The 14,289-nt window shown below is 68.6% G+C and carries 14 protein-coding genes, 2 tRNA genes, 1 other RNA gene and 1 pseudogene; 7 read left to right on the plus strand and 11 right to left on the minus strand.

The genetic code is table 11. The annotated features are described in order from the left end of the window. Positions 1-70: 70 nt before the first annotated feature. Positions 71-346 (minus strand): WhiB family transcriptional regulator, encoded by a 276-nt coding sequence (locus G5C66_RS20670; protein WP_008356248.1) that lies wholly within the window; start codon positions 344-346, stop codon positions 71-73. 226 nt (positions 347-572) lie between these two features. Between G5C66_RS20670 and G5C66_RS20675 the strand changes: the two genes are divergently transcribed. After that, complete coding sequence (locus tag G5C66_RS20675; protein ID WP_165112814.1) at positions 573-3,017, plus strand: penicillin-binding protein; 2,445 nt, start codon at positions 573-575, stop codon at positions 3,015-3,017. Positions 3,018-3,081: 64 nt separating this feature from the next. On the opposite strand, the gene G5C66_RS20680 is transcribed toward G5C66_RS20675, so the two are convergent. Continuing rightward, positions 3,082-3,540 (minus strand): GatB/YqeY domain-containing protein, encoded by a 459-nt coding sequence (locus tag G5C66_RS20680; protein ID WP_165112815.1) that lies wholly within the window; start codon positions 3,538-3,540, stop codon positions 3,082-3,084. 26 nt (positions 3,541-3,566) lie between these two features. On the opposite strand from G5C66_RS20680, the gene G5C66_RS20685 reads away from it, so the two are divergent. The 3 genes from G5C66_RS20685 (at position 3,567) to G5C66_RS20695 (ending at position 5,422) form a co-directional block, all read left to right on the plus strand. Continuing rightward, positions 3,567-4,487 carry a metallophosphoesterase gene (locus tag G5C66_RS20685; RefSeq protein WP_165112816.1) on the plus strand — a complete coding sequence of 307 codons (921 nt, stop codon included), beginning with the start codon at positions 3,567-3,569 and terminating at the stop codon, positions 4,485-4,487. Positions 4,488-4,559: 72 nt separating this feature from the next. Continuing rightward, positions 4,560-4,633: transfer RNA gene (locus G5C66_RS20690), tRNA-Pro, on the plus strand. Between the two features lie 81 nt (positions 4,634-4,714). Then, on the plus strand, positions 4,715-5,422 hold the full coding sequence (locus G5C66_RS20695) for a hypothetical protein (RefSeq protein WP_165112817.1): 708 nt from the start codon (positions 4,715-4,717) through the stop codon (positions 5,420-5,422). A gap of 99 nt (positions 5,423-5,521) precedes the next feature. Here G5C66_RS20695 and G5C66_RS20700 read toward each other — a convergent pair whose 3' ends face one another. The 7 genes and pseudogenes from G5C66_RS20700 to G5C66_RS20725 form a co-directional block, all read right to left on the minus strand. Then, complete coding sequence (locus G5C66_RS20700) at positions 5,522-6,565, minus strand: aspartate-semialdehyde dehydrogenase (RefSeq protein ID WP_165112818.1); 1,044 nt, start codon at positions 6,563-6,565, stop codon at positions 5,522-5,524. Beyond that, positions 6,562-7,119 (minus strand): ACT domain-containing protein, encoded by a 558-nt coding sequence (locus G5C66_RS27110; protein ID WP_420901752.1) that lies wholly within the window; start codon positions 7,117-7,119, stop codon positions 6,562-6,564. Before G5C66_RS27110 ends, G5C66_RS20700 begins: the two co-directional genes overlap by 4 nt. Further along, a pseudogene (locus tag G5C66_RS20705) lies at positions 7,096-8,400 on the minus strand (aspartate kinase); the annotation flags it as partial. The pseudogene G5C66_RS20705 and the gene G5C66_RS27110, both read right to left, overlap by 24 nt. 11 nt (positions 8,401-8,411) lie before the next feature. Beyond that, positions 8,412-8,999, minus strand: a complete 588-nt coding sequence (locus tag G5C66_RS20710) for a DUF5063 domain-containing protein (protein ID WP_165112820.1) — start codon at positions 8,997-8,999, stop codon at positions 8,412-8,414. An 86-nt stretch (positions 9,000-9,085) separates the two neighbouring features. Next, positions 9,086-9,682: a recombination mediator RecR gene (gene recR, locus G5C66_RS20715; protein ID WP_008356228.1), complete on the minus strand. Its 597-nt coding sequence runs from the start codon at positions 9,680-9,682 to the stop codon at positions 9,086-9,088. A 47-nt stretch (positions 9,683-9,729) separates the two neighbouring features. Then, entirely contained in the window at positions 9,730-10,122 is a 393-nt protein-coding gene (locus G5C66_RS20720) for a YbaB/EbfC family nucleoid-associated protein (RefSeq protein ID WP_165112821.1), read from the minus strand. A gap of 10 nt (positions 10,123-10,132) precedes the next feature. After that, positions 10,133-12,256 (minus strand): DNA polymerase III subunit gamma and tau, encoded by a 2,124-nt coding sequence (locus tag G5C66_RS20725; protein WP_338144260.1) that lies wholly within the window; start codon positions 12,254-12,256, stop codon positions 10,133-10,135. A gap of 171 nt (positions 12,257-12,427) precedes the next feature. Here G5C66_RS20725 and G5C66_RS20730 point away from each other — a divergent pair, with 171 nt between their 5' ends. Then, positions 12,428-13,033 carry a DUF4328 domain-containing protein gene (locus G5C66_RS20730; RefSeq protein ID WP_165112823.1) on the plus strand — a complete coding sequence of 202 codons (606 nt, stop codon included), beginning with the start codon at positions 12,428-12,430 and terminating at the stop codon, positions 13,031-13,033. A gap of 14 nt (positions 13,034-13,047) precedes the next feature. Here the strand turns inward: G5C66_RS20730 and ffs are convergent. After that, positions 13,048-13,138, minus strand: an RNA gene (gene ffs, locus G5C66_RS20735) — signal recognition particle sRNA small type. A gap of 123 nt (positions 13,139-13,261) precedes the next feature. On the opposite strand from ffs, the gene G5C66_RS20740 reads away from it, so the two are divergent. Beyond that, positions 13,262-13,350: transfer RNA gene (locus G5C66_RS20740), tRNA-Ser, on the plus strand. Between the two features lie 82 nt (positions 13,351-13,432). Here the strand turns inward: G5C66_RS20740 and G5C66_RS20745 are convergent. After that, positions 13,433-13,843: a Rid family hydrolase gene (locus tag G5C66_RS20745; protein ID WP_165112824.1), complete on the minus strand. Its 411-nt coding sequence runs from the start codon at positions 13,841-13,843 to the stop codon at positions 13,433-13,435. A gap of 78 nt (positions 13,844-13,921) precedes the next feature. On the opposite strand from G5C66_RS20745, the gene G5C66_RS20750 reads away from it, so the two are divergent. Then, the gene (locus tag G5C66_RS20750) at positions 13,922-14,287 is read left to right on the plus strand and encodes a winged helix-turn-helix transcriptional regulator (RefSeq protein WP_165112825.1); all 366 of its coding nucleotides are present in this window, start codon (positions 13,922-13,924) and stop codon (positions 14,285-14,287) included. Positions 14,288-14,289: the final 2 nt, after the last annotated feature.

Raw genomic sequence — 14,289 nt, forward strand, 5'->3', positions numbered from 1 at the left:
GGACGTACGTCGTGTACGTCCTGGCTCAGACCAAGATCTTCAGCGATCCACTCGAGTAGGGGACGAGTGATCACTCCACCGAGGCACGGGTGCGAGCGGCCTCGAGGACGGCACGCCACGAGGCGTTGGGGCTGCGGCGGAGCAGCGCGCGGCGCTCACGCTCGGTCATGCCGCCCCAGACACCCCACTCGATCTGGTTGTCGAGCGCCTCGGCCAGGCACTCGGTGCGGACCGCGCAGCCGGAGCAGACCAGCTTGGCCTTGTTCTGCTCGGCGCCACGTACGAAGAGCTCGTCGGGCTCGTTCTCACGACATGCGGCCTGCAGCGACCATTCATCTACCCACATTGTCTGCCATCCCTTCGTCGGAGCGCTTCGCCCTCCCCAGTTGACGGCGTGGACGCCCGTGCGGACTAAAGGTTAAGGACCGGAACCTGTCGAGTGACACACCCTTCTTACCCAAAGTACGTAGTCCGAAATGACTAGAAGGGGTATCGGGAGGCGTTCCGGGGTCCCTCTGCGGCGCCGATTGCGAATCGTGTGCTGTTAACTGCGATCACCTACGATGACCAGCATGTCCTCGCCGTCGCTGCGCCCGCAGACCGTGCTCAAGCATCTCGCCGTCATGTGTGGGGTCGCAGCCGTCCTCGGAGTCGTCGCCGCAGGTCTGGCCATCCCGTTCGCCGGTGTGGCCGGGATCGCGGCCAAGGAGACCGCCGAGAAGATGGACTCGCTGCCGAAGGCGTTCGAGGTCGACGACATGTCCCAGACGACCAAGATCGTCGACCGCAAGGGCAACGTGATCACGACGCTCTACGACCAGAACCGCGTCTACCGTCCGCTCGACCAGATCTCGTCCAACATGACGAAGGCCCTGCTGGCGATCGAGGACTACCGCTTCTACCAGCACGGCGCGATGGACCTCAAGGGCACGCTGCGCGCACTGATCACCAACCAGGCCAGCGACTCGGTGCAGGGTGGTTCCTCGATCACCCAGCAGCTGGTGAAGACCACGCTGGTCTACTCCGCGAAGACCGAGGCCGAGCGCAAGGCGGCCATCGAGAAGTCGACCGCGCGCAAGATCCGCGAGCTGCGCTACGCGATCGCGCTGGAGGAGCAGCACTCCAAGGACTGGATCCTCGAGCGCTACCTCAACGCCGCCTACTTTGGCGACGGTGCCTATGGCGTCCAGGCGGCCGCGAAGCACTACTTCAACGTCAACGCCTCCGAGCTCAACTGGCAGCAGTCGGCGATGCTCGCCGGGATGGTGAAGAACCCCACCGGCTACGACCCGACCAACTACCCCGACGCCACCATCGCCCGCCGCAACGTCGTGATCGACCGGATGGCAGCGCTCAAGGTCGTCTCCCGTCCCGAGGCGGAGAAGCTGAAGGACGCCGACCTCGGCCTGAACGTCCAGAAGCAGCGCAACGGCTGCCTCGGCTCGTCCGCGGAGTTCTTCTGCGACTACGTGATCAAGTGGCTCCTCAAGGACCCTGCCTTCGGCGAGAACGAGACCGACCGGCTCGCGCTGATCAAGTCCGGCGGTCTGACCATCAAGACCACGCTCGACCAGCGCTTCCAGGACGCTGCCCAGGAGTCGGTCGAGGACCACGTCGACGCCACCGACCAGGCCATCGGGGCGCTGGCGATGGTCGAGCCCGGCACCGGTCGGGTCCGGGCGCTGGCCCAGTCGCGGCCGATGGGCGACAACAAGAAGAAGGGCCAGTCCTACCTCAACTACCTGGTCCCCAAGGAGAAGGCCGGCGACTCCAACGGCTTCCAGGCCGGGTCGACGTTCAAGGCGTTCACCCTGGCCGCGGCGATCGAGCAGGGCTTCCCGCTCAAGCAGCAGATCAACTCGCCGGAGGAGCTGACCCTCAACGAGTCCACCTTCGCCGGCTGCCCCGGCGACGGCAACCGCGTCGGCACCCACACCTTCCACAACTCCACCACCTCCGGCATGAAGGACGCCTACACCGGCACCCGGGAGTCGGTGAACACCTTCTACGCCCAGCTCTTCCAGCTCACCGGCATGTGCACGCCCTACAAGATGGCTCAGAAGATGGGCGTGAAGCTGACCGCACCGTTCGGCGTCAGCTACGACGACGGCCACGTCTGCAAGCCGAGCGAGACCCGCTGCGGCGGCGCGGAGCGCGTTCCCACGTTCACCCTCGGCGTCGTCGACGTCAGCCCGCTCGAGATGGCGGAGGCGTACGCGACGTTCGGTGCCCGCGGCAAGCACTGCGACTCGGTGCCGGTCAACGAGATCCTCGACGCCAACGGCAAGGTGCTCAAGACCTACAAGCCCACCTGCCAACAGGCGATGGCCAAGGGCACCGCCGACGCGGTCAACGACATCCTCCGCGGCGTGATGGAGCCCGGCGGCTTCGGCCAGAACCTGGCCCTGTCGGTCCCCAGCGCAGGCAAGACCGGCACGACGCAGGACAACAAGGCGGTGTGGCTGATGGGCTACACGCCCAAGCTCGCGACCGCCTCGATGATCGCCGGCGCCAACTCCAAGGGCACGCCGCTCAGCCTCAACGGCCAGGTCGTCGGCGGCAACTACGTCTACGAGGCGGCGGGTTCGACGACCGCGGGCCCGATGTGGGGCGGCGCGATGCAGGTGATCGACAAGTACCTCAAGTGGGAGGACTTCCACGAGCCCGACCCGAACGTGATCGCGGGCAACACGGTCGACGTCCCGTGGGTCGGTGGCATGACGGTCGAGAAGGCGACGAAGGTGCTGAGGAAGGCCGGATTCCAGGTCCAGGTCGGCCCGGAGGCCTACTCCGAGTACGACCGCGGCCTGGTCGCCTTCACCACCCCGTCCGGCGACGCCGCCGAGGGGTCACCGATCACCATCTACACCTCGCTCGGCCCGGAGCCGAAGCCCGAGCCCAAGCCCGAGAAGAAGAAGCAGCCCGACAAGAAGAAGCCGGGCGGCGGCGGTCGCGACGAGAAGCCTGCCGCGGTCGAGGAAGAGCCCGACTTCGGCTGGGAATGGCCGACCGGCTGACGCCTTGACGACGCGTGTGGCCCCCACCGATCCGGTGGGGGCCACACGCGTTCTCCGGCGTCGTTCAGCCGAGCTGCTTGCGCACCTCTGCGGCCACCGCGCCACCGTCGGCGCGGCCCTTGGTCTGCGGGGTCAGGACGCCCATCACCTTGCCCATCCCCTTCATCCCGAGCTCGGCGGCCCCGGTCTGGGCGATGGCCTTGCTGACCAGGTCGGAGATCTCCTCGGCGCTCAGCTGAGCGGGCAGGTACTCGGTGATCACCGCGGCCTCCGCGGTCTCCTTCTCGGCCTGCTCGGTGCGACCGCCCTCGGCGAAGGCGGTGGCCGCCTCCCGGCGCTTCTTGGCCTCGCGAGTGAGGATCGTGATGATCTCGTCGTCGCTGAGCTCCTTGGCTTCCTTCCCGGCGACCTCGGCCTCGCTGATCGAGGCCATGACCATGCGCAGCGTGCCGGCGCGGTCCTTGTCCCGAGCCTTCATCGCGGAGGTCAGGTCGGTGCGAAGTCGGTCCTTCAAAGAGCTCATGGGACCCATTGTGGCAGGGTTGAGCCATGCGGCTCGCCTCAGTAATCGGCGCAACCCTCGGCACCGGTCTCGCCGCCGGCGCGGCGATGACGACGTACGCCCTGTGGGAGGCCCGTCAATACACCCTGCGCCACGTGGGGCTGCCGGTTCTTCCCGAGGGCGCGGACCCGCTGCGGGTGCTGCATCTCTCGGACATGCACGTGGTCCCCTCGCAGCACAAGAAGCTCGACTGGATCGCGTCGCTGGCCGCGCTCAAGCCGGACCTGGTCGTCGACACCGGCGACAACCTCGCCCACCAGCGGGCCGTGCCGGCGATCGTCAACGCCCTCGGCACATTGCTCGACGTGCCCGGTGTCTTCGTGCACGGATCCAACGACTACTACGAGCCGCGCCTGCGCAACCCGATCGGCTACCTGCTGCCCGACAACGGCAAGCGGCGTACGAACGTGCCGGAGCTCCCCTGGCGCGACCTGTCCGCGTCCTTCACGAAGTCGGGCTGGCTCGACCTCACCAACACGCGATCGTCGCTGACCGTCAAGGGCATCGAGTTCGCGTTCGCCGGCGTCGACGACCCCCACCTGCGCCTCGACGACCTCTCCGCGGTCGCCGGACCCGCGGACCCCGCCGCAGACGTACGTCTCGGCGTCGCGCACGCGCCCTACCTGCGGGTCCTGGACCAGTTCACCGCCGACGGCTACGACGCGATCCTGGCCGGCCACACCCACGGTGGTCAGGTCTGCCTGCCCGGCGGGCGGGCGCTGGCCACCAACTGCGACATCGACCCCGCCCGGGCGCGCGGCCTGCACACCCACACCCATGGCGGACGGCAGGCCTGGCTGCACGTCTCGGCCGGCCTCGGCACCTCGCCCTACACCCGGATCCGCATCGCCTGCCGCCCCGAGGCCACCCTCCTGACCCTCACGCCGCGTGGTGCGTCTCGCCGGTAGGGCCCGATTACGAGTCGAGGCGGTCTCTGGGCTATGCTCATTCCTCGTTGGACCGTTGATCGGTGCAGCGTTCGGGTTGTAGCGCAGCTTGGTAGCGCACCTCGTTCGGGACGAGGGGGCCGCAGGTTCAAATCCTGTCAACCCGACATCGAGTTCAGGCTCGGAGATCGCAAAGATCTCCGAGCCTGAGTTCATTGTGGGGCCCACCACATGCGAAACTGCCCCTCATGAGCAACGACCCCGCCGACAAGCTCGCCGCGCCGTCGTTCGGCTTCAAGAAGAAGCGCGGGGGCACCAAGCCTACGAACACCAAGGCCGAGAAGGCTCCCGCGGAGAAGGCCGCCCCGGAGAAGGCCGCGTCCGAGAAGGCCGCACCCGAGAAGACCCAGGTGCTGGAGAAGACGGCTCCGCCCGTCATCGCGCCGGAGCCTCCCGCCGAGAAGCCCGCCCGGAAGCCCGCTGAGAAGCCCAAGAAGCCGAAGGCGCAGAAGCCCCCGAAGCCCGCCAAGGAGCCGAAGCCTCCCAAGCCGCCCAAGGAGCCGAGCGAGCGGCGCATCAACCTCGGCACCCCGTCCGGCCTGTCGGCAGCGGTGATGATCGGCGCCATCGTCGGCGCGTTCATGGCCCTGGCCGTCTGGTTCAGCGGCACGGTGAGCCAGTGGACCCGCGGCACCTCGTCGCTCGGCGACACCGGCGCGATCGTCCTCATCGCCGTCTTCGTCCTCGCGGTCGCCCTCGGCGGTTACCTCCTCCGCCTCGCCGGCGCCCGCTCCCCGTTCACGATCAGTTTCCTCGGCTCAGCCCTCGTCGCCGTACTCTCGATGCTGTTCCTCACCGAGCTCTTCAACTACGCCTGGGGCGTGATCATCGCCGTGATCCTCACCGCCGCCGCGTACGCCCTCGCCTACTGGGTCACCACCACCTACATCGACTGACAAGCCCTGCCGAGGCGTCACGTACGTCGGCCGAGTTGGCACCGTGGTGCCAACTCGGCCGACGGGAGTGACGTCTCGACCGACGTACCTGACGTCTCGTCAGAGGGCGGCGGCAACCAGCTCGGCGAGCTGGACCGTGTTGAGCGCGGCGCCCTTGCGGAGGTTGTCGTTGGAGATGAACAGCGCGAGACCGCGGTTGTCCGGGACGCCCTCGTCCTGCCGGATCCGGCCGACGTAGGACGGGTCCTTGCCGGCGGCGTAGAGAGGCGTGGGTACGTCGCGGAGCTCGACGCCGGGGGCGTTCGACAGGATCTCGGTGGCGCGCTCGGGGGTCAGCGGCGAGGAGAACTCGGCGTTGACGGCGAGCGAGTGACCGGTGACGACCGGGACGCGGACGCAGATGCCGGAGACGCGCAGGTCGGGCAGGTCGAGGATCTTGCGGGACTCGTTGCGGAGCTTCTGCTCCTCGTCGGTCTCGTTGAGGCCGTCCTCGACCAGCGACCCGGCGTAGGGCAGGACGTTGAAGGCGATGGTCTCGACGTACTTGTCCGGCTCGGGGAACGCGATCGCGGACCCGTCGTAGGCCAGCTCACTGGCCTTGTCGCCGGCGGCCGCGACACCGCGGACGAGCTCCTCGACGCCGGCGACGCCGGAGCCGGAGACCGCCTGGTAGGTCGAGACGACGAGGCGCTCGAGGCCGGCCTCGTCGTGGAGGGCCTTGAGCACCGGCATCGCGGCCATCGTGGTGCAGTTGGGGTTGGCGATGATGCCCTTCCGGGCCTCGATGACCCCGGCCATCGCCGACGGGTTGACCTCGGAGACGACCAGCGGGATCGCCGGGTCCTTGCGCCAGGCCGAGGAGTTGTCGATGACGATCACGCCGGCCTCGGCGAACTTCGGGGCCAGCGCCTTCGAGGTGGCGCCGCCGGCCGAGAAGATCGCGATGTCGAGGCCCGACGGGTCGGCGGTGGCGGCGTCCTCGACGACGACCGAACGATCACCGAACTCGATGGTCTTGCCCGCCGAACGGGCCGAGGCGAAGAAACGCACCTCGCCGAGCGGGAAGTTCCGCTCGAGCAGGATCTGGCGTACGGCGACGCCCACCTGCCCGGTGGCTCCCACGATTCCCAGATTGATGCTCATCGGCCGGTCCCTCCGTAGACGATGGCCTCTCCGTCGCTGTCGAGGCCGAATGCTCTGTGTGTTGCGCGCACGGCGCGGTCGAGGTCGTCGGCGCTCACGAGCACCGAGACGCGGATCTCCGAGGTCGAGACCATCCTGATCAGGACTCCCTCGGCGGCGAGCGCGGCGAAGAACTTCGCGGTGATCCCCGGATGCGTACGCATCCCGGCACCCACGATCGAGAGCTTGCCGATCTGCTCGTCGGTGACCGGGTCGGCGAAGCCGACCTCGGCCTGGATGTCGGCGAGCGCGGCGCGCGCCTGCTTGACGTCCGCGCGGGGCAGCGTGAACGAGATGTCCGTACGCCGCGTCTCCTCGGCCGACACGTTCTGCACGATCATGTCGATGTTGATGCCGTTGTCGGCGAGGGTGTCGAAGATGCGGGCCGCCTCGCCGGGCTCGTCGGTGACGCCGGCAACGGTGATCTTGGCTTCACCGCGGTCGTGGGCCACACCGACGATCTCCGGGGTGTCGCCGTCGGCGTCGGCGCCGTAGGAGACCTTCTCGATCTCCACGTCGCTGAACCGCTCCGCGGCGGCCTGGACCGCACGGTCGACCTCGTCGTCGCCGACGACGACCGAGACCCGGACCTCCGAGGTGGAGATCATCTGGATGTTGACCCCGGCCTGCGCGATCGCGGAGAAGAAGTCGGCGATCTTCTTCGGCTGCGTACGCAGCCCCGCACCGATCAGGGAGACCTTGCCCATCCGCGGCTCGGTGCTCACGCGCTCGAAGCCGAGCTCGGCGCGCGCCAGGTCGAGCGCCTTCCCGGCACGCTCGGCGTCGTCGCGGGGCAGCGTGAACGTGATGTCGGTGCGCTCGGCAGCGGCCGACGAGGAGTCCTGGACCACCATGTCCACGTTGATGCCGACCCCGGCGATGATCTCGAACACCTTCGCCGCGGCGCCGACCTCGTCGGGGGCGTTGACCACGGTGATCTTCGCCTGGCTGCGGTCGTAGGCGATGGCGGCGACGATCGGCGCCTCCATGCCGGCGTCACCGGCCGGCTGGTGGTCGGCGCGCGGCGAGACCGCGTCGATGCTGCCCTTGACCACGGTGCCGGTGAGGGTGGAGAAGGAGGAACGTACGTGGATCGGGAGGCTGTGACGCCGGGCGAACTCCACCGAGCGCAGGTGGAGCACCTTGGCGCCGGAGGCGGCCAGCTCGAGCATCTCCTCGAAGGCGACCTCGCTGAGCTTGCGGGCGGTCGGGACGATCCGCGGGTCGGCGGTGAAGACGCCGTCGACGTCGGTGTAGATCTCGCAGACGTCGGCGTTCAGCGCCACCGCCAGCGCGACAGCGGTCGTGTCGGTGCCGCCGCGACCCAGCGTGGTGATGTCCTTGGTGTCCTTGGAGACACCCTGGAACCCGGCCACGATCGCGATCGCACCGTCGGCGATCGCCGCCTGGATCCGCTCCGGGGTGATGCTGAGGATCTTGGCCCGCCCGTGCTGCGCGTCGGTGATGAGCCCTGCCTGCGAGCCGGTGAACGACCGGGCCTCGTACGCCAGGCCGCGCTCGTTCGCGACGTCGTTGATCGCCATCGCGAGCAGCGCCATCGACTGACGCTCACCGGACGTGAGCAGCATGTCGAACTCGCGCGCGTGCGCGGTGGCGTCGGGCGAGACCTTGTTGGCCAGGTCGATCAGCTCATCCGTGGTGTCGCCCATGGCGGACACGGCCACGACGACGTCGTGGCCCTGCTCTTTGGTCGCGACCACTCGCTGAGCCACACGCTTGATGCCTGCAGCATCCGCGACCGAGCTGCCACCGTACTTCTGAACGACGATACCCACGTCGCAGAAGTCTACGTGGCGGTCGCGGCCGTCTTCTCCAGCATCTCATCAGCGGCAGCCAGGTCCTCGTCCTCGCCGGTGAACGGCTCGGTGTCGAGGCGGTCGTGCGCCACCACCGTGAGCAGCGCGTTGAGCACCGCACCGGCCAGGTTGCCCCAGTTGTTGACATAGCTGAACTGCCACCACCACAACGCCTCGTCGACGTCGCCGAGGCGGTAGTGGCGCAGGCCGTACTCCAGGTCGGTCACCAGGCTGGCGACGTCGTCGGAGATCTGGCTGTCGACCACGTCCGGGCTGTAGGGGTCGAACACGAAGCTGTAGGTGTCGATGTCGCCGAACATTTCGGCCAGCCCCATCCGGAGCTCGTCGACGTCGGCCTCCATGCCCACGTCGGGCTGGAACTCCTCACGCGGCTCGAAGTCCTGCTGGGCGCCCAGTCGCGCACCCGCCAGCAGGATCTGGCTCACTTCCAGCAGGAGCATCGGGACAGCGCTGCCGCCGTCACGCTCCGCCGCGATCGCACGTACGGCAAGCAGGAAGCTCTCCACCGAGTCCGCGATGCTCGTCGCGAAGTCCTTGCCGGTCCCATCGTCCGTCATGACAGCTCCCTTCCCGAGGTGCCTTGGATCGTCAGGCTACCCGCGAACACTCGGCCTGACGAGGGTAAAGAGTCTGGTCTCAGGGACTACTCAGCCGCGCGCCGACCGGCGAACGCGCGCCCGAGCGTCACCTCGTCGGCGTACTCGAGGTCGCCGCCGACCGGAAGACCGCTGGCCAGACGGGTGACCTTCAACCCGAGCGGGCTCAGCTGACGGGTCAGATAGGTCGCCGTCGCCTCGCCCTCGAGGTTGGGGTCCGTGGCGAGGATCACCTCGGTGATCCCGGGGTCGTTGAGCCGCTGGACGAGCTCGCGGATGCGCAGCTGGTCGGGACCGATCCCGTCGATCGGGCTGATCGCCCCGCCGAGCACGTGATAGCGCCCGCGGAACTCACGGGTGCGCTCGATCGCGACGACGTCCTTGTATTCCTCGACCACGCACAGCACCGACTGCTCGCGACGCGGGTCGCGACAGATCCGGCACGTCTCCTCCTCGGAGACGTTGAAGCACACCGAGCAGAACTTCACCTTCGCCTTGACCTCGTTGAGGATCGAGGCCAGCCGATGTACGTCGGCAGGATCCGCCTGCAGCAGATGGAACGCGATCCGCTGGGCGCTCTTCGGGCCCACGCCCGGCAGCCGTCCCAGCTCGTCGATGAGGTCTTGGACCACACCCTCGTACAACTTGGTTATCGCCTGTCTCTAGCTGTGCTCATCTCGCTGTGTCTATCTCAGAAGCCGAGCTTGAACGGCGGCTCGCCGCCGCCGGGGGCACCCATGCCGCCGCCGAGACCGCCCGCGAGCGGCCCCATCGCCTCGCCGGCGAGCTCGTCGGCCTTGCCCTTCGCGTCGCGATAGGCGGCAACGATCACCGCACCGAGGTCTTCGAGGTCGTCAGGGCTGCTGCCGTCGAACTCGCCCTGCTTGATCTCCACACCGACCAGCTCGCCGGTGCCGGTGAGCTTGACGGTCACCGCACCACCGGCGACGGTGCCGTCGACGATCGTCTCGGCGAGCTTCTCCTGGGCGTCGACGATCTGGCTCTGCAGCGCCTGCGCCTGCTGCATGATCGCGTTGAGGTCGAAGCCGCCTTCGCCGCCGAGGCCTTCGAGTGGGTTCGTCATCTGTGCCGTCCTAGTTGTGAGGAATCTCTTCGATCATCGTTGCACCCAGCTCCTGAGCGAGCAGCGCCTCGGCGCCCATCGCCGACGGCCCGTCGTAGGCCTGGTCGTCGGGGTTAACCGCGGCGTCGGCCTCCGCCAGACGGGCCGCGGTGTCGTCGACGGGGGGCTCGTAGTCGGCCGTACGCGTCGGGCGGATCGCCTCGCGCGCCAGCGCGATCGCGCCCGGGTCGGCCTGCTGCGTCGGGGGAGGCTCCGGTGCCGGTGGCTGGTCGGGTGGCGGCGGCTCGGCCGCCCAGTCGGGCGGTGGCGCCTGCTCGTTCCACGACGCCTCCGGCGGCTGCTGCGGCTGGGCGGGCTCCTGGGGCTGGCTCGGCTGCGGCTGAGGCGGCGCCTGCCGCGGCTGGGCGGGTTGGCCGCCGCCCGCGACGATCGCCTCGATCTTCGGCTGGATCCCGATCACGTTGACCAGCGCCTGCCCGAGGATCGGCTCGTGCCCGCCGGTCGCGAACCGGTCGCGCAGCCCCGGCGAGGCGAACCCAAGGGTCAGCACGCCGTCGCGGAAGTCGACCACCTGGGCGTTCTGACCCACCAGGGACCAGGTCGCCCGGCGCAAGCCCTTGGTCTGGGCGATCACGTCGTCCCACAGCCGGCGGATGTCGACATTGCCCATCCCACCGCTCTGCTGCGGCTGGGCCGGCGGCTGGGGCCGGCTCGGCTCGGGGGCCGGCGGCGCCTGCTGCGGAGGCGTCTCCGCTGCCGGGGCGGACTCACGGACGGGCTCGCGGACGGGCTCCTGGACCGGCTGAGGAGCGGGCTCGGGAGCCGGCGCAGACGTCTGGGCAGGCTCAGGATGCGACGGCGGCGGAGCGACCGTCTCATGGCCCGGCGAACCGACCGACGGCTTGAGCACCGGCCGGTCCTGGGCCGGGGCGGCTGCCGCCGGAGGGGCGGTCACCGTCGGCGTACCGCTGATCTCGATGCGCCTCTCCAGACGGTCCAACCGGGCGGCGAGACCCTCGGCACCATCGGCCGCGGGCAGCAGCACGCGGGCACAGATCAGCTCGAGCAGGAGTCGGGGCGCGGTGGCGCCGCGCATCTCGGTCAGCCCGGTCGCGACGGCGTCGGCGGCCCGGGAGAGGTCGTGCGGCCCGAAGCGTCCGGCCTGGGCGACCAGCCGCTCGCCACCGTCCTCGGAGACATCGATGAGGCCGGTCGCCGGCGCGTCCGGGACCGCCTTGACGATCACCAGGTCGCGCAGTCGTCGGAGCAGGTCCTCGGTGAACCGTCGCGGGTCCTGGCCGGTCTCGATGATCTTGTCGATGACCCCGAACACCGCGGCGCCGTCATGGGTCGCGAAGGCGTCGACGACCTCGTCGAGCAGCGCGTCGGGGGTGTAGCCGAGCAGCCCGGCCGCCAGCTCGTACGTCACGCCCTCGGGCCCGGCGCCACCGAGCAGCTGGTCCATGACCGAGAGGCTGTCGCGCATCGATCCGGCGCCGGCGCGCGCGACCAGCGGCAGCGCGGCGGGCTCGACGTTGATCCCCTCCTTCTCGCACAACGACGCGATGTAGTCGGAGACGAGCTTGGGCGGGAAGAGGCGGAACGGGTAGTGGTGGGTGCGCGACCGGATCGTCGGGATGACCTTCTCCGGCTCGGTCGTCGCGAAGATGAACCGCAGATGCTCCGGCGGCTCCTCGACGAGCTTGAGCAGCGCGTTGAAGCCCTGCGTCGAGACCATGTGGGCCTCGTCGATGATGTAGACCTTGTAGCGGCTCTTGACCGGCGCGAAGAACGCCTTCTCCCGCAGGTCACGGGCGTCGTCGACACCACCGTGCGAGGCCGCGTCGATCTCGATCACGTCGATGCTGCCCGGCCCGCCCCGCGCCAGGTCCCGGCACGACTCGCACTCCCCGCACGGGTCCGCGATCGGCGCCTTCTCGCAGTTCAGCGCCCGCGCCAGGATCCGCGCCGAGGTCGTCTTCCCGCAGCCGCGCGGGCCCGAGAAGAGGTACGCATGGTTGACCCGGTTGCCCGCCAGCGCATTGCGCAGCGGGCCGGTGACGTGATCCTGGCCGATGACCTCGGCAAACGTCTCCGGCCGGTAGCGGCGGTAGAGAGCTAGCGGTGCGTCCACCCCATGAACCCTAACGACACCCACCGACAGCCGGTAGCCGCCGGGCGGCCCGGTCGTGGACGAACCCCGCAAAGTGGGTCGTTCTGACCCATTCGCCTGCGCAGTCCTCCACCCGCGGACCAGCATTCACCCCGGGCGCATATGGCGTGGGACATTCCGGAAGGACGATCGATGAACAATCACGACGACGCGCTGTCGATGTTGTCGCGCCAGCCCGTCCCCCAGCACCTGCCGGCAGTCCCGCACGGTCTGGCGAAGGTCGCGATCGTCCTGGCGGTCGCCCTCACCGTGTTTCAGCTGGTCATCATCGCGATCCATTCGGTTCCGGCCCCTGCGGCATGGGCTTGGGACGTACTCACGCTGATCACGTTGGCTGCGATCGGGACCATCATCGCCGTCTACCTGGTGGGCACCCTGTGGCTCCTGCGAAGCTACGACTTCGCGAAGCTGGTCGATCCGGCGTTCCCCATGCGGCGCAGCCGATCATGGACGTGGCTCGGGTGGTGGGTCCCGATCGTGTCGCTCTGGTTCCCCTTCCAGATCGTCGACGACGTACGCCGCGCGACCGCGAAGGGCGAGGCCCGTCCGAGTCCGACCCTCTGGTGGGCAGCCTGGTTGATCGCCACCTGGGCGCCGAAGATCCCGATGAGAGACGACGGCGGTGTGCTGATCAACAGCCGCGACGCGGTCTCCGCTGTCGCGATGGTGGTCGCGTGCGTCACGTGGATCTCGATCATCCGCGGGATCACCCGCGACCAAGACGCCGCTCGCGGGTGACGTCAGGAAATAGAAAAGGCCCCCCACGTACCCAACAGAGCTCGCTTATCCTTGCTGCCTTCCGGCCCTGGGGAGGTTCGACAAGATGTCGCCACATGGGGGGTTGCCGAAGAGTCTAGACGAGTCGCCGCGCCGATCCCAAAGCGATGTGTCGAGCTTGTCGAGATGCGCGCCCGCTGGCCCCCGCCGATTTCCCCCACGCTCACGGATCCGCGTAGGATCCCTCACGGATCTGTCGCCTAGTGGCCTATGGCGCACGGCTGGAATCCGTGTTGGGTTAATAGCCCTCGGGGGTTCGAATCCCCCCAGATCCGCCAGCAGTCGACCACGGTTGACCTGCAAGAACGCCGATCCGGACAGCGCAAGCTCCGGATCGGCGTTCTTCATTCGGCAGGCGCCTCAGTCGGTGATGGCGTACGCCTCCACCTCGACGAGCACGTCCGGCTCGAACAGATAGTCCACACCGATCGCCGACACCGGCGGCAGCGGCTGCGGGATCCCGAGCTCGTCGACGACCTTCTCGAGACCTGCGACGAACTCCTCGTACTTCTCCGGGGCCCAGTCAGTGACGAAGAACCGGAGACGCACGACGTCGGCGAAGGTGGCGCCGGCACCAGCCAGTCCGCGGGCGGTGTTGCGGAGCGCATGGGCGAGCTGGCCGGCGAGGTCACCAGGGGCCACGCCTCGGCCGAGCTCGTCACGAGCGATCTGCCCGGCGACATGGATGTGACGACTGCCGGTGGCCACGGAGACGTGGTGGTAGGGCACGGGCTGGAACATGCCTTCAGGGCTGAACAGCTCAACGGACACGATGAGATTCCTTTCGATGAGTGAAGGTTTCTCTTTTGTACTTGGTATCTGAAGGACACTTCAACGAGACTAGGTTTCATGCCGGATACCCCGCTTGAGCCGCTGCGCCTGACCACGGAGCATCGCGAGCTCCTCGACCAGCTCCTCGACAAGTGGTCGCTCCAGGTGCTCGACACGCTGTGCGAGCGCCCGCGACGCTTCAACGAGCTGCGTCAGGCGATCCCCGCCGTGACCCAGAAGTCGCTCACCACGGCGCTACGCCGCCTGGAGCGCAACGGCATGGTCGCCCGCGTCGTACTGAGCACTCGACCGCTCGCGGTGGAATACCGCATCACCCCGCTGGGCAGCACCCTGCAGGACCTCATCGACCGGCTCTACCACTGGTCGGCGACGACACTGCCCGAGGTCGAAGCCGCACGCGAGGCGTTCGACAAAGCCTTGTGACG

Origin of the sequence: Nocardioides turkmenicus (assembly GCF_011045035.1) — a bacterium.
In the GTDB taxonomy this organism is placed as follows: domain Bacteria; phylum Actinomycetota; class Actinomycetes; order Propionibacteriales; family Nocardioidaceae; genus Nocardioides; species Nocardioides turkmenicus.

Coding starts and splice junctions, on each gene's coding strand:
- G5C66_RS20680 (WP_165112815.1), bottom strand. CDS start 3,540: ATGAGCTCTTTGAAGGACCGACTTCGCACCGACCTGACCTCCGCGATG.
- G5C66_RS20685 (WP_165112816.1), top strand. CDS start 3,567: ATGCGGCTCGCCTCAGTAATCGGCGCAACCCTCGGCACCGGTCTCGCC.
- G5C66_RS20710 (WP_165112820.1), bottom strand. CDS start 8,999: ATGACGGACGATGGGACCGGCAAGGACTTCGCGACGAGCATCGCGGAC.
- G5C66_RS20695 (WP_165112817.1), top strand. CDS start 4,715: ATGAGCAACGACCCCGCCGACAAGCTCGCCGCGCCGTCGTTCGGCTTC.
- G5C66_RS20720 (WP_165112821.1), bottom strand. CDS start 10,122: ATGACGAACCCACTCGAAGGCCTCGGCGGCGAAGGCGGCTTCGACCTC.
- G5C66_RS20700 (WP_165112818.1), bottom strand. CDS start 6,565: ATGAGCATCAATCTGGGAATCGTGGGAGCCACCGGGCAGGTGGGCGTC.
- G5C66_RS20750 (WP_165112825.1), top strand. CDS start 13,922: ATGCCGGATACCCCGCTTGAGCCGCTGCGCCTGACCACGGAGCATCGC.
- G5C66_RS20675 (WP_165112814.1), top strand. CDS start 573: ATGTCCTCGCCGTCGCTGCGCCCGCAGACCGTGCTCAAGCATCTCGCC.
- G5C66_RS20730 (WP_165112823.1), top strand. CDS start 12,428: ATGAACAATCACGACGACGCGCTGTCGATGTTGTCGCGCCAGCCCGTC.
- G5C66_RS20670 (WP_008356248.1), bottom strand. CDS start 346: ATGTGGGTAGATGAATGGTCGCTGCAGGCCGCATGTCGTGAGAACGAG.